Origin of the sequence: Sphingobium amiense (assembly GCF_003967075.1) — a bacterium.
Lineage (GTDB): Bacteria > Pseudomonadota > Alphaproteobacteria > Sphingomonadales > Sphingomonadaceae > Sphingobium > Sphingobium amiense.
Genome location: NZ_AP018664.1, coordinates 1,634,128 through 1,659,386, shown reverse-complemented (window position 1 = coordinate 1,659,386; position 25,259 = coordinate 1,634,128). Strand labels below are relative to the sequence as shown.

Here is a 25,259-nt window from a genome sequence, read left to right as displayed (position 1 = left end):
TCCTTATTCCTTTTCCCGCTTCTTGCGGTGGGTGTCGAGGTCCAGCACCGTCGTGTCCAGCCCCTCGGGCATCAGCCCCAGCCGCCGCGCGACCTCCTGATAGGCTTCGACTTCGCCGCCCAGATCGCGGCGGAAACGGTCCTTGTCCAGCTTTTCGCCGGTGTTCATGTCCCACAGGCGGCACCCGTCCGGGCTGATCTCGTCCGCCAGGATCACGCGGCTATAGTCGCCGTCCCACAGCCGCCCGAACTCCAGCTTGAAGTCGATGAGGCGGATGCCGATGCCCGCAAACAGGCCGCACATGAAATCGTTGATGCGGATCGCCATGTCGGCGATGTCGTGCATCTCTTCCTGCGTGGCCCAGCCGAAGCAGGCGATATGCTCTTCGGACACCAGCGGGTCGCCCAGCGCGTCGTCCTTGTAGCAATATTCGATGAGGGTGCGGGGAAGCTGCGTCCCTTCCTCGATCCCCAGCTTCTTGCTGAGCGATCCCGCCGCGACATTGCGCACCACGACCTCGATCGGGACGATTTCCACCTGCCGCACCAGTTGCTCGCGCATGTTGAGGCGGCGGATGAAGTGGGTGGGGACGCCGATCTGGCCGAGCAGGGTGAAGATATGCTCGGAAATGCGGTTGTTGAGCACGCCCTTGCCGGAAATCGTGCCCTTCTTCTGCGCGTTGAAGGCTGTTGCGTCATCCTTGAAATACTGGATGATCGTGCCGGGTTCCGGGCCTTCGTAGAGGATCTTGGCCTTGCCTTCGTAGATCTGGCGGCGACGAGCCATGCGCGTTCCTGTCTCTTTGCGTCGAAAACAATGCGCCCCGGCAAACGCGAATCGGGAAGGATCAGCGGGTGCCGGGGCTGTCAGCGCGGCCCATAGAACAAAGTGGCACGGCGTGCAACGAAGCCGTCAGGCGATACCCTTCATCCGGCGGAACGCGTCGAACAGGTCGAGGAAGCGGTCGATGTCGGCTTTGCTCAGGAAATAGGCCGTCGCGAGGCGCAGCTTGCTGGGATTGCCGCCGCGCACGCGCACCTTGTGGTTGGTCCACAGCCAGTCCTGCAACTCCATGCGCTGCACCGGTGGCACGTTGACGGTCGCGATCCCGCCGCGCAGCGCCGGATCGGGCGATGTCCAGCTTTCCGCGCCCCGCTTCATCATTTCGGCATGGATATAGTCGGCAAGGCTGCGGTTGCGCGCCTCGATCCGGTCCATGCCGATCCCTTTGGCGAACTCGACCGCGGCGTTCAGACCCATGAGGGTCGGGATACAGGACGAACCGATCTGCATATAGCGGTCCGCCATCCGCGCGGGGTCGTCGTAGCCGCCGGTCGCAATGGTGTTCCACACGCGGTCCATCACGCCCCTGTCGCGCAGGTAGAGGAAACCCGTCCCTTTGGTCGCGAACAGCCATTTGTGCATCGAACCGGTGTAAAGATCGCATCCTATATCGTTGAGATCGACCTTTATCATCCCCGGCGCATGGGCGCCGTCGAAGGCGGATATGATCCCTTTCGACCGGGCGAGCGCCGCGATTTCCTTCGCGGGCAGGATGACGCCGGTGGCGGTGCTGATATGGCTGACAAAGATGATGCGCGTGCGCGGCGTGATCGCGTCGTTGATGCGATTGAGAATGTCAGCCGCGTCCTTCGGCGGTTTGGGCATCGCGAATTTCTTCACCGCCACGCCATAGCGCCGCTGCCGCAGCATCCAGGGCATTTCGCCCGATCCATGCTCCTCGTCGCTGATGAGCACTTCGTCGCCCGGCTTCATGTCGAAACCGTTGGCGACGTAGCTGTTCGCCTCCGTGCAGTTGCGCAGGATCGCCATCTGCTCGACCTTCGCGCCCATGAAGCCGGCGAAGGGCTTGCGATATTCGTCCCACGATCCGTAACCCCAGATCGGATAATCCTCCGACCCCGCCTGCGTCATCTGCTCGGTCGTCTCGAACCCGTCGAATATGGCCTTGAGCACCGGGCGGGGCGAGGAACCGACCGTCCCGACATTGAGGTTCACCACGTCCGCCGGGATCAGGAACTGTTTGCGCAGCGCCGCCCAATAGGCGTCGGGCCTGCTGTCATGCAGGGCAGGGGCGGGCAGCGGCACGCTGGCGAGCGCCTGCGCCGCAGCGGGGGCGGCGAGGGAGGCGGCAGCGGCGCTGCCCATGAAGGAACGGCGGTCGAGCATCGGCATCTCCCCGGCAGGATGCGGCAGGATGCCGCCTTCCTGCTCAACGATGGAGCCGCGCAAATCCACCGTTCGCAAGGCGTCGCAGGCAGCTTTTGTCCGATTGATGCGTTTGCGCATCGACCGGATGGGAGAAGATGCCTTGAAAAACACGATCCTGCTTGCCGCCCTGCTGTGCGGAGCCTGCAACGTGTCGGTGACGGAAGCAAATAACAGCGCCGCCGACCGGCCCGCCACCGCCGAACGGACGGAGGCGCAGGCGGGCGCGCGGACCAGCAGCGACTATGATTTCCAGATGGTGCAGGAGGAGGCGGGCAAGGCTCCCGCGCCCAATCCCATCCTTCAGGCGCAGGTCTCGCTTGACCGGCGCGGCTTTTCGCCCGGCGTGATCGACGGCAGGGACGGCATGAGCTTCAAGGCGGCGCTGCGCGGTTTTCAGGACGCCAACGGCCTTCCCGTGACCGGCGAATATGACCGGAAGACGGCGCAGGCGTTGCTCGCCGGGCAGGATAACCCGACAAGCTGGCTGGTGCGCATTCCCGAAGGCTTCGCGCGCGGCCCTTTCTTCAATGTGCCTAAAGGACTGAACGAACAGGCGAAGCTGCCCGCCCTGACCTACCGCAATCTGCTGGAGAAGCTCGCCGAGCGGTTCCACACGACGCCCGAAACGCTGGTCGCGCTCAATCCGCCCGGCACGAAGGTCGGGGCGGGGACCACCATCCGCGTGCCTGCCGTCGCGAACCAGCCCATCGCCCGGATCGAAGGCGACGAGCGCGGCTGGGGCGAAACGCTCGCGGGCCTCGGCGTCGCGAAGGACCAGCCGCAGGCCGATCATCTGGTCGTGGACAAATCCGAGGGGCTGCTGAAAGTCTATGACGCGGACAACAGACTGATCGCGCAGTTTCCCGTCACCACCGGGTCGGACCATGACCCGCTGCCGCTGGGCGAATGGACGATCAGGGGTGTCAGCCGCAATCCCGATTTCCACTATAACCCGGACCTGTTCTGGGACGCTTCGTCCAAGGATGAGAAGGCGGTGCTGAAGCCCGGACCCAACGGGCCGGTCGGCGTGGTGTGGATCGACATATCGAAGGATCATTACGGCATCCACGGCACCCCCGAGCCGCAGACAATCGGCCGCACCGAAAGCCATGGCTGCATCCGCCTGACCAACTGGGACGCCGCCCGCCTTGCCCAGATGGTGAAGGCAGGCATCAAGGCGAAATTCCAGGCATGAGGTGGCGGCTGTGGGGCAGCGTCGCGCTGGCGCTGCTGCTCTGCGTCGCGTTCCTGCGCTTCTGCGTGCGCTTCCTGCCCGCTGACGCGCCATCGAAGGAGCGGGAGCGGCACGCCCCTGTCGGACCCGGCCCATTGCTCGTGCCGGTGGAGGGCGTGCCGCCGTCCGCGCTGACCGATACCTTCTCCCAATCACGGGCGGCCGGAGCGCGCCGCCACGACGCCATCGACATCCTCGCGCCGCGCGGCACCGCCGTGCTGGCGGCCAGCGACGGGCCGGTCGAGAAGATCTTCTGGAGCGAGGCGGGCGGCCGGACGCTCTACCAGCGCTCGCCCGATGGCCGGCTGTCCTTCTACTACGCCCATCTCGACGGCTACGCGCCCGGCCTGCGCGAAGGCGCGATGCTGAAACGCGGCCAGCGGATCGCGACGGTGGGCAGCACCGGCAACGCCGACCCGTCCGCGCCGCACCTCCATTTCGCGGTGCATGTGATGGCGAAGGGCGACCCGTGGCATGGCGGGCGGGCGGTCAATCCCTGGCCCCTGCTCACCGCGCGCTGACCTGTCCTATGGGTTGCGGGGCAGCCTATTATCACAGGTCTGACGCAAGAAGATGTCCGTCATAGGAAATCTAATGTCAAAACTTGCGGGAAATATGCGAAGCTAAGCGGTGGGCCTGCCCCCTTGCCCTTCGGCCTGCGCCGCTGTAAACGCGCGCCCAGCCTCACCGCGAGGCCGGCTCTTTTCCACCATCAGACATATAGGCAGGCTCTTCCCATGAAGATCAGCGGCGTGGACATCCGTCCCGGCAACAACATCGAATATGAAGGTGGCCTGTGGCGCGCCGTCAAGATCCAGCACACCCAGCCCGGCAAGGGTGGCGCCTATATGCAGGTGGAACTCAAGAACCTGATCGACGGGCGCAAGAACAACGTCCGCTTCCGTTCGGCGGAAACGGTCGAGCGCATCCGCCTCGACACCAAGGATTTCCAGTATCTCTACGCCGAAGGCGACATGCTCGTCTTCATGGACACCGAAACCTATGAGCAGATCAATCTGCCGCAGGATCTGGTGGGGGAGGCTTCCGCCTTTCTTCAGGACGGGATGATGGTCATGCTCGAAATGTATGACGAGCGCCCGATCAGCGTCCAGCTCCCCGAAACGGTCGAGGCGACCGTGGTGGAGGCCGACGCGGTGGTGAAGGGACAGACCGCTTCCGCCAGCTACAAGCCCGCGATCCTCGACAATGGCGTGCGCGTCATGGTGCCGCCGCACATCGTCACCGGCACGCGCATCGTGGTCGATGTCTACGAACGCGAATATGTGAAGCGGGCCGACTGATGATCGCCCGCAGCGCGTTCCTGATCGCGGCCGCCGCCCTGTCGGCGCCCGCCATCGCCGCCGGACCGGCTGCGCCCGCAAAGGCGCAACTGGAAACCGCGGCCTTTCACCTCAAGGTGCTGATGAGCGCGCTGCAATCGAAGGATGTGGACGAGCCGGTCAAGAATGTCCTGTTCGCCTGCCTCTACGAAAATCCTTTCGGCAAGGTGAGCGAGTCGACCGCCCGAGTGCTGGCCGGGAACAAGCTCGACCCGAAAGACCCTAACAAGGTGCTGACCGTCATGGCCGGCGTGTGTGGCCTGCGCCCCGGCGGCAGCGCCGCGCCGCCCGCTGGCGCGAAGCCCGCCCCCAATCAGCAGCCGCGCAGCCGCTGACCTTTCCACAAAGCCCCTTCGCCGCCCGGCGGAGGATGGAGACATAATAATGGTATCGCACTCCGGCCTTCTCACCGTCATGGAACGCGCCGCCCGCAAGGCGGGATCGAAGCTCCGCCGCGACTTCGGCGAGGTCGAGCATCTTCAGGTCAGCCGGAAGGGGCCGGCCGACTTCGTGTCGAAGGCCGACCAGCAGGCGGAACGCACGCTGGTGGAGGAATTGCAGAAGGCGCGGCCGGACTGGGGCTTCCTGCTGGAAGAGGGCGGGGAGATCGCGGGCGATCCCAGCAAGCCGCGCTGGATCATCGACCCGCTCGACGGCACCACCAACTTCCTTCACGGTATCCCGCACTTCGCCATCTCGATCGCGGTCGAGGAGCCGCTCTTTGGTGGGCAGAAGCGGGAGGTGACGACCGGTCTCATCTATCAGCCCGTCACCGACGAAAGCTACTGGGCGGAAAAGAGCCGGGGCGCGTGGCGTCACGACCAGCGGCTGCGTGTGTCGTCGCGCCGCGATCTGGGCGATTGCCTGATCGCCACGGGCATCCCGTTCATGGGGCATGGCGACATGGCGCAATGGACGCGCATCTTCGGCGCGGTCGCGCCTTCGGTCGCGGGCATCCGCCGCTTCGGCGCTGCGGCGCTCGATCTCGCTCATGTGGCGTCGGGGCGCTATGACGGCTTCTGGGAAAGCGGCCTCCAGCCATGGGACGTGGCGGCGGGCCTGCTGCTCGTCCGCGAAGCGGGCGGTTTTACCAGCGATTTCCGCGGCAGCGACCAGATGATCGAGCGCAGGGAAGTCATTGCCGGAAACGACGCCATTCATTCCAAATTGCACAAGCTGGTTGCTGGCGCGTTGCGGTGAGATAACTGAACCGCAGCCTGTAATCGCAACAGTGTGTTGAGATTCATTCTCACCGCCCTCGGGCCTTGCTTCGCACATGCGGCAGGCCTAAAGCGCGGCCACAACCTTTCGCCCAGGGGATACCGTTGGTCGATCTAGCCCAATATCTGCCGATCCTGATCTTTCTCGGGATTGCCTTGCTGCTCTCCGGCACGTTCGTGTTCCTGCCGATGCTGGTGGGTAGGCTGACCGGCGCGCACCAGCCCGATCCGGCCAAGCTCAGCGAATATGAATGCGGCTTCCCCGCGTTCGAAGAGCCGCGCAGCCAGTTCGACGTGCGCTTCTATCTGGTCGCCATTCTCTTCATCATCTTCGATCTTGAAGCGGCGTTCCTGTTTCCCTGGGCAGTGAGCCTCGACCAGATCGGCTGGGCCGGCTGGGCGACGATGATGATCTTCATAGCGGAGCTGGTGCTCGGCCTCGTCTATGCGTGGAAGAAGGGAGCACTCGATTGGGAGTAGAACTCACGACGCCCGCCCCCGGCACGATGCTGCCGGCCGGGACGCAGCCTGACCAGGCCTTCTTCGATTCGCTCAACGGCGAAGTCAGCGACAAGGGCTTCCTCGTCACCTCGACCGAGGAACTGTTCCAGTGGGCGCGCACCGGGTCGCTCTGGTGGATGACCTTCGGCCTTGCCTGCTGCGCGGTGGAAATGATCCACGTCAACATGCCGCGTTATGACATGGAACGGTTCGGCGCCGCCCCGCGCGCGTCGCCGCGCCAGTCGGACGTGATGATCGTGGCGGGCACGCTCTGCAACAAGATGGCCCCTGCGCTGCGTAAGGTCTACGATCAGATGTCCAATCCGAAATATGTGATTTCGATGGGCAGTTGCGCCAATGGCGGCGGCTATTACCACTATAGCTATTCTGTCGTGCGCGGCTGCGACCGCATCGTGCCGGTCGACATCTATGTGCCCGGTTGCCCTCCGACTGCCGAAGCGCTGCTCTACGGCGTGATGCAGTTGCAGCGGAAGATCCGCCGTATCGGGACGATTGAGCGCTGATATGGGCCATTCCGCACCGAAGATCGCGACCGTGGACGGTATCGCCGAGGAAATCGGCGGCCTGCTGGGACCGATGCTGATCGAAACCGTTCATGCGGCGGACGAATTCAGCTTCACCGTGGTTCGCGAAAGCCTGGCCGACGCTATGACGCTGCTGCGCGACCGCGCGCAATATCAGCAGCTCATGGAAATCGCTGGCGTCGACTATCCCGACCGGGCCGAACGGTTCGAGGTCTGCTATCACCTGCTCAGCGTCACGCGGAACCATCGCGTCCGCATCAAGGTGACGACCGACGAGGATACGCCCGTTCCTACCGTCACGCACATCTGGCCGGTCGCCGGCTGGCTGGAGCGCGAGGTGTTCGACATGTATGGCGTGCTGTTCGACGGCAATACCGACCTGCGCCGCATCCTGACCGACTACGGGTTCAAGGGGCATCCGCAGCGCAAGGACTTCCCGCTGACCGGCTATGTCGAACTGCGCTATTCCGAAGAGGACAAGCGCGTGGTCTATGAGCCGGTGAAGCTGGCGCAGGACTTCCGCAGCTTCGATTTCATGAGTCCATGGGAAGGCGCGGAATATATTCTGCCCGGCGACGAAAAGGCGCCGCAGGCTCCGGGCGCGCCGTCGCCCGTGGCTGCTCCGCCGCCGCCTTCGGCTGCACCCAAGGGTGGAGAGAAGGCTCCAACGCCAAAGACCACCGACAAGCCCGGCATCAGCGGCGCGGGTGAGCCGACCGACAGCAAGGCGAACGAAAAGTCGGGGGACAAGGCCTGATGTCCGACTATATGGAAAAACTGGATCACACGATCAACGCCAGCGACCCTACGCCGGGCGATACCGACATCCAGAACTACACGATCAACTTCGGCCCGCAGCATCCTGCGGCGCACGGCGTCCTTCGCCTCGTCATGGAACTGGACGGCGAGATCGTCGAGCGCTGCGATCCGCATGTCGGCCTGCTGCATCGCGGCACCGAAAAGCTGATCGAATACAAGACCTATCTGCAGGCGCTGCCCTATTTCGACCGGCTCGACTATTGCTCGCCGCTCGGCATGGAGCACAGCTATGTGCTGGCGGTCGAGAAGCTGCTCAATCTGGAAGTGCCACTGCGCGCGCAATATCTGCGCGTGTTCTTCGCGGAATTGACGCGCATCTGTAATCATATGCTGAACCTCGGGTCGCACGTCATGGACGTGGGCGCGATGACGCCGAACCTGTGGTTGTTCGAGATCCGCGAGGACTGCCTCAACTTCTTCGAGCGCGCCTCGGGGGCCCGTATGCACAGCGCATATTTCCGCCCCGGCGGCGTGCATCAGGATGTGCCGCTCAAGCTCTTGACCGACATCGCCGACTGGCTCGACACGCGCCTGCCGCGCCTGTTCGAGGACGCGATCAGCCTCGTCGCCGACAACCGCATCTTCAAGCAGCGTAACGTCGACATTGCCGTCTGCTCGAAGGAAGACGCGCTGAAATGGGGCTTCTCCGGCCCGATGATCCGGGGCAGTGGTATTCCGTGGGACATTCGCAAGGCGCAGCCCTATGACGTCTATGACCGGATGGAGTTCGACGTTCCGGTCGGCACCAATTTCGACTGCTACGACCGCTTCATGGTCCGTGTCGAGGAAGTCCGTCAGTCCGCGCGGATCATGAAGCAGTGCCTCAACGAAATGCCCGAAGGCCCGATCGCCAGCTTCGACCGCAAGGTGGTGCCGCCCAAGCGCGGCGAGATGAAGCGCTCGATGGAAGCGCTGATCCACCACTTCAAACTTTACACCGAGGGCTTCCATGTGCCCGCCGGCGAAGTCTATGTCGCGACCGAAAGCCCCAAGGGCGAATTCGGCGTCTATCTGGTCAGCGATGGCAGCAACAAACCCTATCGCTGCAAGATCCGCCCCACGGCCTTCTCGCACCTGCAGGCGATGGACTTCATGATGAAGGGCCACATGCTCGCCGACACCACCGCCGTTCTGGGCGCGATGGACATCGTGTTCGGGGAGTGTGACCGGTGAGGGGGGTTGTTCCGGTCACGCTGGCGACAGTTAGCCTTGGATGGCTACCATCCTGTTCGGAGAGCAAAGTTCCGACTGGCCCGAGCAAGCGTTTCGCGCCGGTTACGAGCGCGAATGCCCCCTCGCTCGCGCAATTGAGGGCGCGGGGCTTGGAAGTCGCGGGCTATAACGCGCAGATCTATGCCTGTGGTCCCGGTTGCGAGGCTAGGTACGATTCTGACATTTATGTAGGGCGGGTCGGTAAACGCCTCCCCAATGAATATCTGTTCGTATGTCCCAATCCAGGCGGGGACGTGGCCGAGGATGATTGGAAATGCGCTGATTTTGTCCCCGGTTCTCCTGGGCCTGGAATGCCGGAAGTTTGGATTGGTGACCAATAATGGCTGACGCACCCCATATCCCCGACGAAGCCGAAACCCGCGCGCGCTGGGGCGCGTTTGCGTGGACGGCCGAAAATGCCGCGCAGGCCGAGAAGGTGATCGCCCGCTATCCCGCCGGTCGCCAGCAGTCCGCCGTGATGCCGCTGCTCGATCTCGCCCAGCGGCAGGTCGGTGCGGAGACGCAGACGCAGGGGTGGCTGCCCGTGCCGGTGATGGAATATATCGGCCGTCAGCTCGATATGCCGTACATGCGCGTCTATGAGGTCGCGACCTTCTACACCATGTACAACCTCGCGCCGGTCGGCCGCTATCATGTGCAGGTGTGCGGCACGACGCCCTGCATGCTGCGCGGCTCCGACGATGTGTTCGCGGCCTGCAAGAATAAGGGACTGGTGAAGGGCGCGACGACGCCGGACGGCCTGTTCACCCTGACCGAGGTCGAATGCCTGGGCGCCTGCGCCAACGCGCCGATGGTCCAGATCAACGACGACAATTACGAAGACCTGACCTACGACAGCATGAGCGCCGTCCTCGACACGCTCGCGTCGGGCGGACAGCCCAAGATCGGCCCCCAGATCGACCGCCAGACGAGCGCGCCCGAAGGCGGCCCGACCACGCTGAAAGAGATGGTCACCGAAAATCACGACTATCGGGGAGAATGGTGATGCCAGACGCACCCGCAGCGCCCGCCCCCTTCGTTGGCCCGCTCGCCGACAAGGACCGCATCTTCACCAACGTCCACGGCTTTCAGGACTGGGGCATCGACGCCGCGATGAAGCGCGGCGACTGGGATAACACCAAAAAGCTGATGGAGCTGGGGCAGGACGCCATCATCGACATCGTCAAGGCGTCCAACCTGCGCGGCCGCGGCGGCGCAGGCTTCCCGACCGGCATGAAGTGGAGCTTCATGCCCAAGGAAAGCAAGGACGGTCGCCCCAGCTTCCTCGTCATCAACGCGGACGAATCGGAACCCGGTTCGTGCAAGGACCGCGAGATCATCCGCCACGATCCGCACAAGCTGATCGAAGGCGCGCTGATCGCCGGTTTCGCAATGCGCGCGCGCGCCGCCTATATCTACATCCGCGGCGAGTTCATCTACGAAGCGAAGGTTCTCTTCGCCGCCGTCGAGCAGGCCTATGAAAAGGGCTTCATCGGCAAGAATGCCTGCGGTTCCGGCTATGATTTCGACGTCTTCGTCCATCGCGGCGCGGGCGCCTATATCTGCGGCGAGGAAACCGCGCAGATCGAAAGCCTGGAAGGCAAGAAGGGCCAGCCGCGCCTGAAGCCGCCTTTCCCGGCAGGTGCGGGCCTTTATGGCTGCCCGACGACCGTCAACAATGTGGAATCCATCGCGGTTTCGCCCACGATCCTGCGTCGCGGCGCGGCATGGTTCAACGGCTTCGGGCGCGAGAATAATCGCGGCACCAAGCTGTTCCAGATCAGCGGCCATGTGAACAAGCCCTGCGTGGTCGAAGAGAGCATGTCGATCCCGTTCCGCGAGCTGATCGACCGCCATTGCGGCGGCATCCGGGGCGGATGGGACAATCTGCTGGCTGTCATCCCCGGCGGCTCGTCCGTGCCGCTGGTGCCCGCGAAGGAGATCATGGACGCGCCGATGGACTTCGACGGCCTGCGCGCGCTCGGCTCGGGCCTCGGCACCGCCGCCGTCATCGTCATGGACAAGTCCACCGACATCGTCCGCGCGATCAGTCGCCTCAGCTATTTCTACAAGCATGAAAGCTGCGGCCAGTGCACGCCCTGCCGCGAAGGCACCGGCTGGATGTGGCGCGTGATGGAGCGGCTCCGCACCGGCGACGCCGACCAGAGCGAGATCGACATGCTGTTCCAGGTGACCAAGCAGGTCGAAGGCCACACCATCTGCGCGCTCGGCGACGCGGCGGCATGGCCGATCCAGGGTCTCATCCGCCACTTCCGCCCGGAAATCGAGCGCCGGATCAATGAAAACAAGGGTAGCGCCCCGATGATGGAGGCGGCGGAGTGAAGCTGCCTAAAATATTTACTTCAGCGGGAACCCTCGGCGCGGTTTTGGCCTCATCCGTTGCTATGGCTGCACCATCGGTGGGCGATACGTTTTGGAATGCAGGAAAAGCATCGACCAAAAGTAGAGAACTTGCTGTTTGCCTCTGGGAAACAAATCGACCTGCCGCTTTACGCATGGCAGCAGAAGCTTCAGCGGTTTGGAAAAAGGATAGCTTCGCTCAATTCCATATAGCCCCTGATTCCTTTGGAAAATGTGGTGGCAGCGAAGCGGTTAGCTACGCGATCAACAATATCGACGCGATAGGTGCTGACCTGCACCTCATCAGAGTAAACCAAATGGCGCGTTGTATCACCCATGAGAAGGGCGTTGCTGTAGACAGCATAGTTACGCAAGTTGAACGGGAATTGGCGGCGCGGCAGCCTGTGATGGCCAGCGTCAAAAACAGAAATGTAAAGCTGCTGTCAGCGTTTCTTCAAGCCGGCGTTACATTGCCTGAACCTTTGAAGAAGGCAGCAGGGGAATGCGATCAGGAATGTGCGGTATGGGCAGATACGGATGGGGATGCCCGCATGCTTTTGATGGACGAATTAGTGTACGAGGCCAAGCGCAATGCCTAAACTCACCGTAGACGGCGTAGAAATCGAAGTCCCGGCGGGCGCGACGGTGCTGCAGGCGTGCGAGCTTGCGGGCAAGGAAATCCCGCGTTTCTGCTATCATGAGCGCCTCAGCATCGCCGGTAACTGCCGCATGTGTCTGGTAGAAGTGAAGCCCGGACCGCCCAAGCCGCAGGCTTCGTGCGCGCTGCCCGCAGCCGACAATCAGGAAATCTTCACGCAGACCGAAATGGTCAAGAAGGCGCGCGAAGGGGTGATGGAGTTCCTGCTCATCAACCACCCGCTCGACTGCCCGATCTGCGATCAGGGCGGCGAATGCGACCTTCAGGACCAGTCGGTCGCCTATGGCCGTGGCGCGTCGCGCTACGACGAGAACAAGCGCGCCGTTACCGAGAAATATATGGGGCCGATCGTCAAGACGGTCATGACCCGCTGCATCCAGTGCACCCGCTGCGTGCGCTTCGCCGAGGAAGTCGCGGGCGTGCCGGAAATCGGCGCCATCTATCGCGGCGAGAATATGCAGATCACCACCTATCTGGAGCACGCCGCAAAAAGCGAGCTGTCGGGCAATGTGGTCGATCTCTGCCCGGTGGGCGCTCTTACGTCCAAGCCCTATGCGTTCGAAGCGCGTCCTTGGGAGCTGAAGAAGACCCACGCCATCGACGTGATGGACGCGGTCGGCACCAACATCCGCCTCGATAGCCGTGGCCGTCAGGTCATGCGGGCGCTGCCGCGCATCAACGACGACGTCAATGAGGAGTGGGCGTCGGACAAGACCCGGCACAATGTCGACGGCTTGGTCCGCAAGCGGCTCGACAAGCCGTTCGTGCGCAAGGATGGTAAGCTCGTCCCCGCCACATGGGAAGAGGCGTTCAGGGCCATCGCGGCGGTCCCGCATGGCGGCAGCGTAGCGGCGCTCGCGGGCGACCTGCTCGATTGCGAGACGATGTTCGCGGGCAAGCTGCTGGTCGAAAAGCTGGGCGGCACGATGCTGGAAGGGCGTCAGACGGGCCTCGCCTATGATGTGTCGAGCCTGTCTGCGGTGGTGTTCAACACCCCGCTGGCCGACCTCGAAACCGCTGACGTGATCCTGCTGGTCGGCACCAATCTGCGCTGGGAAGCGCCACTGGTGAACACGCGCATCCGCAAGGCGATCAAGAAGGGCGCGAAGGTTTTCGGCATCGGCCCGGAATTCGATCTGACTTACAAGGTCGAATGGCTGGGTAACGACGCCTCGCTGCTCGGCAAGCTGCCGAAGGCGGTGCTCGATGCCTTCGCCGGTGCCGCCCGCCCCGCGATGATCGTGGGCGGCGGCGTGCTGGCCAAGGACGGCGCGCATGGCGACACGCTGGCGCTGGTCGGCACGCTCGGCCTTATCAAGGACGGCTGGAACGGCTATAATCTGCTGCACTTCGCGGCGGCGCGGATGGGCGGGCTGATGCTTGGCTATGCTGTCGACGGCGGCATCAGGGCGGTGGCTGCGGCAAAGCCCAAGCTGCTCTTCTCGCTCGGCGCGGACGAGGTCGATTATTCGGCGTTCGAAGGCAGCTTCAAGGTCTATGTCGGCCATCATGGCGACAAGGGTGCGCATGCGGCGGATGTGATCCTGCCGGGCGCGAGCTATGCCGAAAAGGCGGGCACCTACGTCAATCTCGAAGGCCGGGTGCAGTTCAGCGACAAGGCGGTCTTCGCACCGGGCGATGCCCGCGAGGACTGGTCGATCCTGCGGGCGCTGTCCGATGTGATGGGCGCGCGCCTGCCGTTTGACAGCTTCGAACAGCTTCGCGCACAGATGGCGGAAGCGGTGCCTGCGCTGGGCGTCGAGGGGCTGGCCGACTATGGCTGGTCCGTCCCCTCGCTGCCGACCGGCGCGACCGGCGCACTCGCCTCGCCGATCAAGGATTTCTACCTCACCAACGCGATCTGCCGCGCCAGCCCGACGATGCAGCACTGCTCGGCCGAACTGATCCATGGGACAAGCTTCGCGGAGGCCGCAGAGTGACCGCTTTCTTCCAGAATCTCGGCCTCCCGTTCGAGGGCGCATGGTTGCTTTCGACCGTCATCGGCATTTTGCTGATCGCGCTTCCGGTCATGCTGGCGGTGGCGATGATCATTTACGCCGACCGCAAGATCTGGGCGGCGATGGCGCTCCGCCGTGGTCCCAATGTGGTCGGGCCGTTCGGCCTGCTCCAGTCGTTCGCAGACGGCCTTAAGGTCTTCCTTCAGGAAACTATCATCCCGTCGGCCGCCAACCGCGCGCTTTTCCTGATCGCACCTATCATCACCTTCACGGTGGCGTTGATGGCGTGGGCGGTGGTGCCATTTCAGGTTGGTGTGGTGCTGGCGAACATCAACGTGGGCCTGCTCTACATCCTCGCGATTTCGTCGCTGGGCGTCTATGGCGTGGTGCTTGCGGGCTGGGCGTCCAACTCCAAATACCCCTTCTATTCCGCGATCCGCGCGTCGGCGCAGATGATCTCCTATGAAGTTTCGATCGGCTTCATCCTGATCTGCGTCGTGCTGTGGGCGGGCAGCTTTAACCTGACCGCGATCGTGGAAAGCCAGAAGGGCTATTACGGCTTCCTCAACGGAAACGGTTTTAATCCGCTGCTCTTCCCGATGGCGGTCATGTTCCTCATCAGCGCCATGGCGGAAACGGCGCGCGCGCCCTTCGACCTGACCGAAGCGGAGAGCGAACTGGTCGCGGGATACCAGACCGAATATTCGTCCATGTCGTTCGCGCTCTACTGGCTTGGCGAATATGCCAACGTGATCCTGATGTGCGCGCTCAACGCCATCCTGTTCTGGGGCGGCTATCTGCCGCCATTCGACTGGGCGCCGCTCTATCTCGTTCCGGGCATTCTCTGGCTGTTCGCCAAGATCCTGTTCTTCTTCTTCGTCTTCTCCTGGGTGAAGGCGACAGTGCCCCGTTACCGCTACGACCAGTTGATGCGGCTGGGCTGGAAGATATTCCTGCCGACCTCGCTGCTGTTCGTGTTCCTGGTGTCGGGGTTCCTCATGCTGACGAGGTATGGGGGATAAGATGAACTTTGGTGCCTTCTTCGTCCTCATCATTGCCGCTGTTAGCTCGCCGGTCTCTGCGGCTGTGCCCGAAAAGGCAGGCCAAGGCTTCCATTGCAGCTTCCAGACGGGTCTGACGAATTTTGAAAGGCTGACCTTGTGGTATGGTCAGATGGGCAGAACTAACGTCAAGACGCCGCAGTTCGTCGACTCGGGCAAGCTTTTCGTCCGTGGCGGTATGGCCGAGGGAAACCGCACGACATTCTGGGTATCCGACGAGTGGCCCGACAGGTTTACTGTCAACTACTTCGACCCAGTTTTTAAAGATGGCTTCCCGTCCGCGCTGCTGACCATTTTCAATCGCTCCAGCGATGGCACGCTTTTTAACGCGGACATCAGTCATTTCGACCCGAAAGCCGAACGGTCGCAGGATGGGAAGATCACTCCCATCAGAACTTATCGAGGTCTCTGTGAGGTAAAGCTCGACGTGACCCTTTCTGCATTCACAAATGGTGCACAAAAATGATTGGTTACTACGTCAAGAGCTTCACCCTCTGGGAATTCGTGAAGGCGCACTGGCTGACCTTGAAATATTTCTTCAAGCCCAAGGCGACGATCAACTACCCCTATGAGAAGAACCCGATCTCGCCGCGGTTCCGCGGTGAGCATGCCCTGCGCCGCTATCCCAACGGGGAAGAGCGCTGCATCGCGTGCAAGCTGTGCGAGGCGATCTGCCCGGCGCAGGCGATCACTATCGAGGCTCAGCCGCGCGAGGACGGCAGCCGCCGCACGACGCGCTACGACATCGACATGACCAAGTGCATCTATTGCGGCTTCTGCCAGGAAGCCTGCCCGGTCGATGCGGTCGTCGAAGGCCCGAACCTCGAATTTTCGACGGAAACGCGTGAGGAGCTGATCTACGACAAGGCGAAGCTCCTTGAGAATGGCGACAAGTGGGAACGCGCGATTGCCGCGAACCTTGCCGCCGACGCACCCTATCGTTAAGCCGCGCGCGCCAAGGGGAATATGATCCTGTGATTCACGTGCTAGCCTTTTATCTGTTCGCCACCCTGGTGGTGTGCAGCGGCGCGCTGACCATCCTGTCGCGCAACCCGGTCCATTCGGTACTGTGGCTGATTCTGGCCTTTTTCAACGCGGCCGGGCTGATGATCCTGCTGGGCGCGGAATTCATCGCGATGCTGCTCGTCATCGTCTATGTCGGCGCGGTCGCGGTCCTGTTCCTGTTCGTCGTCATGATGCTCGACATCGACTTTGCCGAACTGCGCGCCGGTTTCGTCGACTATCTGCCTTTCGGCCTGCTGATCGCGCTGGTGCTGCTGGCGGAGATCGTGCTCGGCATCGGCCTCTGGAGCGCCGGTCCCATCGAACTGGCGCAGCGCGCAGGGCCGGTGAACCCGGAACTGAGCAACATTCAGGCCATCGGGGGGCTGCTCTACACGCGTTATATCTTCCTGTTCGAGGCGGCGGGCATCGTCCTGCTCGTCGCGATGATCGGCGCGATCGTGCTGACCCACCGCGCACGCGGCGGGGTGCGGCCGCAGAATATCGCCAGGCAGAACCGCCGCCGTCCCGAAGATGCGGTGCGCAATGTCAATCAGCCCGTGGGGCAGGGGGTGGAGCTGTGATCGGCCTGCAACATTATATGGTCGTCAGCGCGATCCTGTTCGTCATGGGGGTGCTCGGCATCTTCATCAACCGCAAGAATGTCATCATCATCCTGATGGCGATCGAGCTGATCCTCTTGAGCGTGAACATCAACCTCGTCGCCTTCAGCGCCTTCCTGGGCGATCTGGTGGGGCAGGTGTTCAGCATGTTCGTGCTGACTGTGGCGGCGGGCGAGGCGGCCATCGGTCTCGCCATCCTCGTTATCTACTTCCGCGGTCGCGGCACCATCGCCGTCGATGACATCAACCAGATGAAGGGCTGAGCCGTTTCATGATCCAGCTTATCGTCCTTCTTCCCCTGCTGGCGGCAGCCATCGCGGGCCTTGGCAACAAGGCTCTGGGCAAACTGCCGGCCAAGATCGTCACCACCGGCGCGCTGTTCGCGAGCTGCGCGATGAGCTGGCCGATCTTCATCGGTTTCCTGACCGGCCATAGCGAAGCCTATGTGCAGCCGCTCTTCACCTGGATCGAAAGCGGCAGCTTCGACGCCCAGTGGGCGCTACGCGTCGATACGATGACGGCGGTCATGCTGGTGGTCATCACCAGCGTGTCCAGCCTCGTCCACCTCTATAGCTGGGGCTATATGGACGAAGAGCCGGACCAGCCGCGTTTCTTTGCCTATCTGTCGCTCTTCACCTTCGCGATGCTGATGCTCGTGACCGCGAACAATCTGCTCCAGATGTTCTTCGGCTGGGAAGGTGTGGGCCTCGCCTCCTACCTGCTCATCGGCTTCTGGTTCCGCAAACCGTCGGCAAACGCCGCCGCGATCAAGGCGTTCGTCGTCAACCGGGTCGGCGACCTTGGCTTCATGATGGGCATTTTTGGCACCTATCTGGTGTTCAACACCATCTCGATCCCGGAGATTCTGGCCGCCGCGCCTTCCATGGCGGGATCGACCATCGGGTTCCTCGGCCATCGTTTCGATACGATGACCGTGCTCTGCCTGCTGCTGTTCATCGGCGCGATGGGCAAGTCGGCGCAGCTTGGCCTCCACACCTGGCTGCCGGATGCGATGGAAGGCCCGACCCCGGTGTCGGCGCTGATCCACGCGGCAACCATGGTGACGGCGGGCGTGTTCATGGTGTGCCGCCTGTCGCCGATGTTCGAGACTTCGCCGACGGCGCTCGGCTTCGTCACCTTCATCGGCGCTGCCACCTGTCTCTTCGCGGCGACAGTCGGCACGGTGCAGAACGACATCAAGCGCGTGATCGCCTATTCGACCTGTTCGCAGCTCGGCTACATGTTCTTCGCGGCGGGCGTCGGCGCATATGGCGCGGCGATGTTCCACCTCTTCACCCACGCCTTCTTCAAGGCGCTGCTGTTCCTTGGCGCAGGCTCGGTCATCCATGCGATGCACCATGAGCAGGACATGCGTTACTATGGCGGCCTGCGGAAGGAGATCCCGATCACCTTCTGGACGATGACGCTGGGCACGCTCGCCATCACCGGCGTCGGCTTGCCGCTCATTGGCTACGGGTTCGCGGGTTTCTATTCGAAGGACGGCATACTCGAAGCGGCCTTCGCTGCCGGGGGCAGGGGCGTTGGCGCCTATTATGTCGGCGTGTTCGCGGCGCTGCTCACCAGTTTCTACAGCTGGCGGCTGGTGTTCCTCACCTTCTTCGGCAAGCCGCGCTGGGCCGCTTCCGAGCATATCCAGCACGCGATCCATGACGCGCACGGTCATGGGCATGACGATCACGCGACGCATGGTCACGGATCGGAACATGACAATGCGCCGGCGCAGGAAGATGCGGGGCATGATCCGCATGGACATGAGGCGGACGCGCATGCGCTCCCCACCGGCACCGGCGGCTATCATCCGCATGAAAGCCCGTGGGTGATGCTAGTCCCGCTGGTGGTGTTGAGCCTTGGCGCGGTATTCGCCGGCTTCGTCTTCCACGACCAGTTCATCGGACCGGAAGGCGGCGTCGAGTTCTGGAAGGGCGCGCTCGCCTTTAACAGCCACCTGATGCACGCGGCGCATGAAGTGCCGACCTGGGTGAAGTTCGGGCCGTTCACGGTGATGCTGACGGGTCTTTTGATCGCCTGGCTCGCCTATATCAGGCACACGGACTGGCCGCAGCGCTTCGTTTCGCAGTTCGGCGCGCTCTACCAGTTCCTGCTCAACAAATGGTATTTCGACGAGCTGTATAACGTCCTGTTCGTGAAGCCTGCCTTCGCCATCGGCCGCTTCTTCTGGAAGTTCGGTGACATCGGCTTCATCGACCGCTTCGGTCCGAACGGCCTCGCTGCGCTCGTCGTGCAGGGCAACAAGATCACCCGTCGGATACAGTCCGGCTATCTCTACACCTACGCGCTGGTGATGCTGATCGGGCTCGCCGCGGCCGCAACCTGGGCGATGACACGATAATGGACGGCTTCCCCATCCTATCCCTGATGATGGCAGTGCCGATGGCGGGGGCCATCGCCTGCCTCTTCGCGGGCGCGAGCAATGCGCGCTGGATCGCGCTGATCGCGACGCTGGCCGATCTGGTCCTTGGCATCATCCTCTGGCTGAATTTCGACCAGTCTGGCGGTGCCGCCCAGTGGCAGTTCCGCGAATATTATCCGATTTTCGGGCGCTTCGCATGGGCACTCGGCATCGACGGCATCGCGCTGATGCTGATCGCGCTGACCGTCTTCCTGATGCCGATCTGCATCGGCGCGAGCTGGCAGGCGATCGAAAAGCGCGTCGGCGAATATATGGCCGCCTTCCTGTTCATGGAGGTGCTGATGATCGGCGTCTTCACGGCGCAGGACATCTACCTGTTTTACGTCATGTTCGAAGCCGGCCTCATTCCGATGTATCTCATCATCGGCATCTGGGGCGGCGCGGACCGCATCTACGCTTCATATAAGTTCTTCCTCTACACGCTGCTCGGCTCGGTCCTGATGCTGATCGCGATGATGTGGATGGTTCATGAGGCCGGGACGACCGAAATTCCGGCTCTGATGGCCTATAATTTCGATCCGCATGTCCAGACCTGGCTGTTCCTCGCTTTCTTCGCCAGCTTTGCGGTCAAGATGCCGATGTGGCCGGTCCACACCTGGCTGCCCGATGCGCACGTTCAGGCGCCGACCGCCGGTTCCGTCATTCTGGCGGGCGTGCTGCTGAAGATGGGCGGCTATGGCTTCATCCGCTTCTCGCTGCCTATGTTCCCGGAAGCCTCCAGCCAACTGGCGTGGCTGGTCTGGGGTCTGTCGATGGTGGCGGTTGTCTACACCAGCCTCGTCGCGCTGGTGCAGTCCGACATGAAGAAGCTGATCGCCTATTCGTCGGTCGCACACATGGCGATCGTGACGGTCGGCCTCTTCGCCTTCAATCAGGCGGGTATCGAGGGCGCGATGATGGTGATGCTGGGCCACGGCCTCGTATCGGGCGCGCTGTTCCTGTGCGTCGGCGTCATCTACGATCGGCTGCACACCCGCGAAATCAGCCGTTATGGCGGCCTGAGCATCAACATGCCCAAATATGCGGTGCTGTTCCTGCTGTTCACCATGGCGTCGGTCGGCCTGCCGGGCACGTCCAACTTCGTCGGTGAATTCCTGTCGCTGATGGGTATCTATCAGGCGTCGAGCTGGGTGGCGCTGGTCTGCACCACGGGCATCATTCTGGGCGCGGCCTACATGCTCTACCTCTACCGCCGGATCGCCTATGGTGAACAGGTGAATGCCGACGCAGCGGCCATGCCCGACCTGTCGGCGCGCGAAGTGGCGCTGCTGGTGCCGATCGCGGCGGCGGTGCTGTGGATGGGCGTTTATCCCGAAAGCTTCCTTGCGCCGATGCGCTCCGACATTCGTGCGCTCGAGGCGCGGCTCGCACCTGCGGCCCCCGCGGGCGATTCCCACATCAAGACCGGTGCGGCCAGCCCTGCGGGCGAGGCGCATCATGAAGAAGCTACCGCGCACGGGGAGGCGCATTGATGATCGACTCCGCTTCCCTTCTGGCGGTCCTGCCGGAACTCATCCTGACGGCAGGCGGCCTCGTGCTGATGCTGGTCGCGGCCTTCGGCGGCGACGGCTCCGCGCGCGCGGTCAACTGGCTGTCGGTCCTGACGCTGGCAATTGCTGGCCTGTCGATATCGACATCAGTGTCGCATGGTCCCGATGCGTTCGACGGCCTCGTCCGCGCCGATGCGTTCTCCGCCTTCGCCAAGGCGCTGATCTATGGCGCGGCAGCCGCTGCGATCCTGCTCGCGCCGCGCTTTTTCCAGACCGATGGCAAGGAGCGGCCCGAATATCCGGTGCTGATCCTGTTCAGCAGCATCGGCATGGGCATGATGGTGTCGGCAGGCGATCTGCTGACGCTCTATGTCGGCCTCGAAATGCAGAGCCTTGCCGCCTATGTGCTGGCGAGCTTCATGCGGCAGGATGGGCGCTCCTCGGAAGCGGGCCTCAAATATTTCGTGCTGGGCTCGCTGGCGAGCGGCATCCTGCTCTACGGTTCGGCGCTGCTCTACGGCTTCACCGGCACGACTGCGTTCGACGGCATCGCCGTCGCGATGGGCGACGGTGTGTCGAACGGCGAGCTGTTCGGCATGGTATTCCTGCTTGCTGGCCTCGCCTTCAAGATGAGCGCCGTGCCCTTCCACATGTGGACGCCGGACGTTTACGAAGGCGCGCCGACGCCCGTCACTACCTTCTTCGGCAGCGCGCCCAAGGTCGCGGCCATGGGCCTCGCCGTGCGCGTGGCCATCGAGGCGCTGGGACCGGCCGGGCTGGACTGGCAGCAGATCGTGATCTTCGTGGCGCTGGCCTCGATCATCCTTGGCGCGGTGGCGGCCATCGGCCAGACCAACATCAAGCGTCTGATGGCCTATTCGTCGATCAACAATGTCGGCTTCGCGCTCATCGGCCTGGCATGCGGCACCCCCGCCGGGGTCGCCGCGACGATGAGCTATATGGCGATCTATGTCGTCATGACCATCGGCGCCTTTGCCTGCATCCTTCAGATGCGCGATGCGGACGGCAAGCCGGTCGAGAGCATCGCCAGCCTGTCGGGCCTGTCGCAGTCGCGCAAGGGGCTGGCGGCGGCCTTCGCCATCTTCATGTTTTCGATGGCTGGCATTCCGCCGCTCTTCGGCTTCTGGGCGAAGTTTCTGGTGTTCGACGCTGCCGTCGCCGCCAACCTCACCGCGCTCGCCGCGTTCGGCATCGCGGCCTCGGTGATCGGCGCTTTCTATTATCTCAAGATCATCAAGACGATCTATTTCGACGAACCGGCCGCCGCTTACGAGGCGAAGGGCGGCGCGGTCGAGAATATCATCCTGACGGCGTGCGCCGTGGTGATCGTCTTCGGTTATCTGCTGAACCCCGTGCTGGATGCGGCGAGCGCCGCCGCGGCGGCGTCGCTCTTCTGAGCCTGCTCCGGTTCGTCGAGGAGACCGGCTCCACCAATGCCGACATGCTGGCGCTGGCGGAGCGGGGCGCACCCGAGGGCACCTGGCTGCGGGCCGGGCGTCAGACCGGGGGGCGCGGCCGGATGGGGCGGTTATGGGAAAGCCCCGAAGGCAATCTCTTCTGCTCGACGCTGGTGCGGACCGGCCCGAACGATCCCCCCGCGCATACGCTTGCGCTCGTGACGGCCAACGCCGTTCATGCGCTCGTCGCGCCGCTCTGTGCGGGACAGGCTCGGATCAAATGGCCCAATGACGTGCTGGTCGACGGCGCGAAGATCGCGGGCATTCTGCTGGAGCGGACGGGCGACGCAGTCGTCGTCGGCATCGGCGTAAATGTGACCGGACACCCGACCGGTCTGGATCGCCCGGTTACGAGCCTCGCTGCGCAGGGCGCTTCCGATGCGGACGCCGCATCGCTGCTGGAACGGCTCGCTACGCTGTTCGCGCACTGGGTGGGCATCTGGCGCGCGCAGGGGCTGGAGCCGGTTCGCGCGCACTGGCTGCTCAACGCGCATCCGTCCGGCACGCCGATGCGAGTTTCGATGCCCGATGGCGAGGCGGTGGACGGGACTTTCGACACGCTCGACCGGCAGGGGATGCTGATCCTGCGCTTGGCGAACGGACAGAGCCATGCCATTCACGCCGGCGACATCATCCTCACCTGAAGGACTGGCTCCATGCTACTCGCCATTGATGCGGGCAACACCAATGTGGTTTTCGCGCTGCTCGACGGGCTGGAGATTCGCGCGCGCTGGCGTATCGCCACCGACCCGCGCCGGACGGCGGATGAATATGCGGTATGGCTCAACCAGTTGCTCATGTTGGAAGGCTATGCGATTGACGATGTGAAGGCCGTCATCGTCGCCACGGTCGTGCCCCGCGCGCTCCACAATCTGGAGGTGCTGGCGCAGAAATATTTCAAGACCGCGGCGCTGGTGGCGGGGCAGCCGCCCGTCCCATGGGGCATCGACCTCGATGTGGCGGAACCTGCTTCGGTCGGCGCCGACCGTGTTGTAAATGCCATCGCCGCCCACCATCTCTATGCAGGCGACTTGATCGTCATAGATTTCGGAACCGCGACGACATTCGACGTGGTGGACTATAAGGGCGCGTATAAGGGCGGGATCATCGCACCGGGCATCAACCTGTCGCTGGACGCTCTGGTCGCTGCGGCGGCCAAATTGCCCAAGATCGCGATAGCGCCGCCCGAAAGCAGATCGGTCATCGGCCGCACGACCGAGGCGCAGATGCATATCGGCGTCTTCTGGGGCTATGTGGCGATGATGGAAGGATTGGTGGCGCGGATGCGCGCCGAAATCGGCCGCCCGACGCGGGTGGTCTCGACGGGAGGACTTGCGGTCCTCTTCAATGACAACAGCGATATTTTCGATGCGATCGCGCCGGACCTCACCATTCAGGGTCTTGGCCTGTTGCACGAACGGAGTTTGAAAACGGAATGACACCTGGAAATGAGCTGCTCTTCCTGGCCCTTGGCGGGTCCGGCGAGATCGGCATGAACGTCAATCTTTACGGTTGCGACGGCAAATGGGTCATGGTCGACCTGGGCCTGACTTTCGCCGATCCAGCCTATCCCGGCGTGGAACTGGTGCTGCCGGACCTGTCCTTCATCGAGGATCGGGCCGACGACCTGCTCGGCATCGTGCTGACCCACGGGCATGAGGATCATATCGGCGCAATCCCCTATCTCGCCGCCGACCTTGGCGTGCCGCTCTACGCCACGCCCTTCACCGCCGGACTTATCCGCCTCAAGCTGGAGGAGGAGGGGCTGACCAGGGACGTCGATCTCCAGGTCATCGACAATGAAGGCAGCTTCGCGCTCGGCCCGTTCGGGTTTCGCTACGTGCCGCTGGCGCACTCGATCCCGGAGGGCAACGCGGTCCTCATCGACACGCCTTATGGCCGCATTTTCCACACCGGTGACTGGAAGCTGGATGAGGCGCCCCTGCTGGGCCAGCCTTCCACGCCTGCGCAGTTGACCGCGATCGGCGATGACGGCGTGCTGGCGCTGGTGTGCGACAGCACCAACGTTTTCAATTCCGAAGCCAGCGGCTCGGAAAGCGATGTGCGCGAAGGGCTGATGCAGACCATCGCGGGCGCGAAGGGAAGGGTGCTCGTCACGACCTTCGCCTCCAACGCAGCGCGCGTGCAGACATTGGGTGAGGTGGCGGTAGCGACCGGGCGCAAGCTGTGCGTCGCCGGGCGATCGCTGGACCGCATCATCGGGACCGCGAAGGCCGCAGGCTATCTCAAGGATTTCCCGCCGCTGGTCGATTGGGACGACGCCATGGCGCTGCCCCGAAGCGAAGTGATGATCGTTGCAACCGGCGGACAGGGGGAGGCACGGGCGGCTCTTTCACGCATCGCGTTCGACAGCCATCCGATCAAGCTGACCGAAGGCGATATGGTCGTCTTCTCGTCCAAGCAGATTCCCGGCAATGAGATCGCGATCGGTCGCATCCAGAACGCCCTTGCCGCCAAGAACATCCTGATGGTGACGGACCGGCAGGCGGAAGTGCATGTTTCCGGCCATCCCGGACGCCCCGAGCTGGAGGCCATGTATCACTGGATAAGGCCCGAAATCCTGCTGCCCGTCCATGGCGAGCGCCGTCATATGGCGGAGCAGGCGAGGCTGGGGATCGCCAGCGGCATCCGTCACGCCGTGGTGCAATCGAACGGCGACCTCCTGCGCCTCGCCCCCGGCGCGCCGCAGATTATCGGGCATGAGGAAACGGGCCGCCTCGTGCTGGACGGTGACGTGATCCTGCCAGCGGACGGTTCCACCATGAACGAGCGACGGAAGGTCGCGCTGCATGGTCAGATCAGTGTCGCCGTCGCACTCGACCGCAAGGGCAAGCTGATCGGCGAACCGGCTCTACGCACACAGGGTGTCCCGGTGGAGGAAGACAAGGCCGCGTTCCTCACCGAAGCCGCGCGTGAAGCCGCCGCCGTCATCGGCAAGGGATCTTTGGAGGAGGAGGCGCTGCGCGAGCGCGTGCGCCTCGCCGTCCGCCGCACGGCGACTCGCTGGACCGGTAAGAAGCCGGTGGTGGACGTTCTGCTGATCCGGGCGTAA

At 63.2% G+C, this 25,259-nt stretch carries 26 protein-coding genes; 24 read left to right on the top strand and 2 right to left on the bottom strand.

Going from position 1 to position 25,259, the window contains the following annotated elements:
- Nucleotides 1-3: 3 nt before the first annotated feature.
- Both purC and SAMIE_RS07975 read right to left on the bottom strand, forming a co-directional pair.
- Entirely contained in the window at nt 4-786 is a 783-nt protein-coding gene (gene purC, locus SAMIE_RS07980) for a phosphoribosylaminoimidazolesuccinocarboxamide synthase (protein WP_066697251.1), read from the bottom strand.
- A gap of 126 nt (nt 787-912) precedes the next feature.
- A complete protein-coding gene (locus SAMIE_RS07975) occupies nt 913-2,310 on the bottom strand; it encodes an aminotransferase class V-fold PLP-dependent enzyme (protein ID WP_232037398.1) in 1,398 nt (465 codons plus the stop codon).
- A gap of 22 nt (nt 2,311-2,332) precedes the next feature.
- Here SAMIE_RS07975 and SAMIE_RS07970 point away from each other — a divergent pair, with 22 nt between their 5' ends.
- The 24 genes from SAMIE_RS07970 (at nt 2,333) to SAMIE_RS07855 (ending at nt 25,259) form a co-directional block, all read left to right on the top strand.
- Complete coding sequence (locus tag SAMIE_RS07970; RefSeq protein ID WP_232037397.1) at nt 2,333-3,427, top strand: L,D-transpeptidase family protein; 1,095 nt, start codon at nt 2,333-2,335, stop codon at nt 3,425-3,427.
- On the top strand, nt 3,424-3,987 hold the full coding sequence (locus SAMIE_RS07965; RefSeq protein ID WP_066697249.1) for a M23 family metallopeptidase: 564 nt from the start codon (nt 3,424-3,426) through the stop codon (nt 3,985-3,987). The genes SAMIE_RS07970 and SAMIE_RS07965 overlap by 4 nt, the downstream gene beginning before the upstream one ends.
- Nucleotides 3,988-4,203: 216 nt before the next feature.
- The gene (gene efp, locus SAMIE_RS07960) at nt 4,204-4,767 is read left to right on the top strand and encodes an elongation factor P (RefSeq protein ID WP_066697247.1); all 564 of its coding nucleotides are present in this window, start codon (nt 4,204-4,206) and stop codon (nt 4,765-4,767) included.
- Nucleotides 4,767-5,141 (top strand): hypothetical protein, encoded by a 375-nt coding sequence (locus SAMIE_RS07955; RefSeq protein ID WP_066697244.1) that lies wholly within the window; start codon nt 4,767-4,769, stop codon nt 5,139-5,141. The genes efp and SAMIE_RS07955 overlap by 1 nt, the downstream gene beginning before the upstream one ends.
- A gap of 49 nt (nt 5,142-5,190) precedes the next feature.
- Nucleotides 5,191-6,006: an inositol monophosphatase family protein gene (locus SAMIE_RS07950; protein ID WP_066697241.1), complete on the top strand. Its 816-nt coding sequence runs from the start codon at nt 5,191-5,193 to the stop codon at nt 6,004-6,006.
- 125 nt (nt 6,007-6,131) lie between these two features.
- Nucleotides 6,132-6,506 carry an NADH-quinone oxidoreductase subunit A gene (locus SAMIE_RS07945; protein WP_031297954.1) on the top strand — a complete coding sequence of 125 codons (375 nt, stop codon included), beginning with the start codon at nt 6,132-6,134 and terminating at the stop codon, nt 6,504-6,506.
- Complete coding sequence (locus SAMIE_RS07940; RefSeq protein WP_083952370.1) at nt 6,497-7,051, top strand: NuoB/complex I 20 kDa subunit family protein; 555 nt, start codon at nt 6,497-6,499, stop codon at nt 7,049-7,051. Before SAMIE_RS07945 ends, SAMIE_RS07940 begins: the two co-directional genes overlap by 10 nt.
- Before the next feature lies 1 nt (nt 7,052).
- Nucleotides 7,053-7,829 carry an NADH-quinone oxidoreductase subunit C gene (locus SAMIE_RS07935; protein WP_066697236.1) on the top strand — a complete coding sequence of 259 codons (777 nt, stop codon included), beginning with the start codon at nt 7,053-7,055 and terminating at the stop codon, nt 7,827-7,829.
- Nucleotides 7,829-9,064: an NADH-quinone oxidoreductase subunit D gene (locus SAMIE_RS07930; protein WP_066697234.1), complete on the top strand. Its 1,236-nt coding sequence runs from the start codon at nt 7,829-7,831 to the stop codon at nt 9,062-9,064. Before SAMIE_RS07935 ends, SAMIE_RS07930 begins: the two co-directional genes overlap by 1 nt.
- Before the next feature lie 379 nt (nt 9,065-9,443).
- Nucleotides 9,444-10,109 carry a complex I 24 kDa subunit family protein gene (locus SAMIE_RS07925; RefSeq protein WP_066697232.1) on the top strand — a complete coding sequence of 222 codons (666 nt, stop codon included), beginning with the start codon at nt 9,444-9,446 and terminating at the stop codon, nt 10,107-10,109.
- Nucleotides 10,109-11,446: an NADH-quinone oxidoreductase subunit NuoF gene (nuoF, locus tag SAMIE_RS07920; protein WP_066697664.1), complete on the top strand. Its 1,338-nt coding sequence runs from the start codon at nt 10,109-10,111 to the stop codon at nt 11,444-11,446. The genes SAMIE_RS07925 and nuoF overlap by 1 nt, the downstream gene beginning before the upstream one ends.
- Entirely contained in the window at nt 11,443-12,063 is a 621-nt protein-coding gene (locus SAMIE_RS07915) for a hypothetical protein (protein ID WP_126516769.1), read from the top strand. The genes nuoF and SAMIE_RS07915 overlap by 4 nt, the downstream gene beginning before the upstream one ends.
- Complete coding sequence (nuoG, locus tag SAMIE_RS07910) at nt 12,056-14,062, top strand: NADH-quinone oxidoreductase subunit NuoG (protein ID WP_066697230.1); 2,007 nt, start codon at nt 12,056-12,058, stop codon at nt 14,060-14,062. Before SAMIE_RS07915 ends, nuoG begins: the two co-directional genes overlap by 8 nt.
- Complete coding sequence (gene nuoH / locus SAMIE_RS07905; RefSeq protein ID WP_066697228.1) at nt 14,059-15,102, top strand: NADH-quinone oxidoreductase subunit NuoH; 1,044 nt, start codon at nt 14,059-14,061, stop codon at nt 15,100-15,102. Before nuoG ends, nuoH begins: the two co-directional genes overlap by 4 nt.
- Nucleotide 15,103: 1 nt before the next feature.
- A complete protein-coding gene (locus SAMIE_RS07900) occupies nt 15,104-15,607 on the top strand; it encodes a hypothetical protein (protein ID WP_066697227.1) in 504 nt (167 codons plus the stop codon).
- Nucleotides 15,604-16,086 (top strand): NADH-quinone oxidoreductase subunit NuoI, encoded by a 483-nt coding sequence (gene nuoI, locus SAMIE_RS07895; protein WP_066697219.1) that lies wholly within the window; start codon nt 15,604-15,606, stop codon nt 16,084-16,086. The genes SAMIE_RS07900 and nuoI overlap by 4 nt, the downstream gene beginning before the upstream one ends.
- Before the next feature lie 29 nt (nt 16,087-16,115).
- Nucleotides 16,116-16,727: an NADH-quinone oxidoreductase subunit J gene (locus tag SAMIE_RS07890; RefSeq protein ID WP_066697216.1), complete on the top strand. Its 612-nt coding sequence runs from the start codon at nt 16,116-16,118 to the stop codon at nt 16,725-16,727.
- On the top strand, nt 16,724-17,029 hold the full coding sequence (gene nuoK / locus SAMIE_RS07885) for an NADH-quinone oxidoreductase subunit NuoK (protein ID WP_066697213.1): 306 nt from the start codon (nt 16,724-16,726) through the stop codon (nt 17,027-17,029). Before SAMIE_RS07890 ends, nuoK begins: the two co-directional genes overlap by 4 nt.
- 8 nt (nt 17,030-17,037) lie before the next feature.
- A complete protein-coding gene (gene nuoL, locus SAMIE_RS07880; protein ID WP_066697210.1) occupies nt 17,038-19,137 on the top strand; it encodes an NADH-quinone oxidoreductase subunit L in 2,100 nt (699 codons plus the stop codon).
- Entirely contained in the window at nt 19,137-20,690 is a 1,554-nt protein-coding gene (locus SAMIE_RS07875; protein WP_066697208.1) for an NADH-quinone oxidoreductase subunit M, read from the top strand. Before nuoL ends, SAMIE_RS07875 begins: the two co-directional genes overlap by 1 nt.
- The gene (gene nuoN, locus SAMIE_RS07870) at nt 20,690-22,126 is read left to right on the top strand and encodes an NADH-quinone oxidoreductase subunit NuoN (protein ID WP_066697206.1); all 1,437 of its coding nucleotides are present in this window, start codon (nt 20,690-20,692) and stop codon (nt 22,124-22,126) included. The genes SAMIE_RS07875 and nuoN overlap by 1 nt, the downstream gene beginning before the upstream one ends.
- A gap of 2 nt (nt 22,127-22,128) precedes the next feature.
- The gene (locus SAMIE_RS07865; protein ID WP_267886502.1) at nt 22,129-22,830 is read left to right on the top strand and encodes a biotin--[acetyl-CoA-carboxylase] ligase; all 702 of its coding nucleotides are present in this window, start codon (nt 22,129-22,131) and stop codon (nt 22,828-22,830) included.
- Between the two features lie 12 nt (nt 22,831-22,842).
- Nucleotides 22,843-23,625 (top strand): type III pantothenate kinase, encoded by a 783-nt coding sequence (locus SAMIE_RS07860; protein WP_066697204.1) that lies wholly within the window; start codon nt 22,843-22,845, stop codon nt 23,623-23,625.
- Nucleotides 23,622-25,259: a ribonuclease J gene (locus SAMIE_RS07855; RefSeq protein WP_066697203.1), complete on the top strand. Its 1,638-nt coding sequence runs from the start codon at nt 23,622-23,624 to the stop codon at nt 25,257-25,259. Before SAMIE_RS07860 ends, SAMIE_RS07855 begins: the two co-directional genes overlap by 4 nt.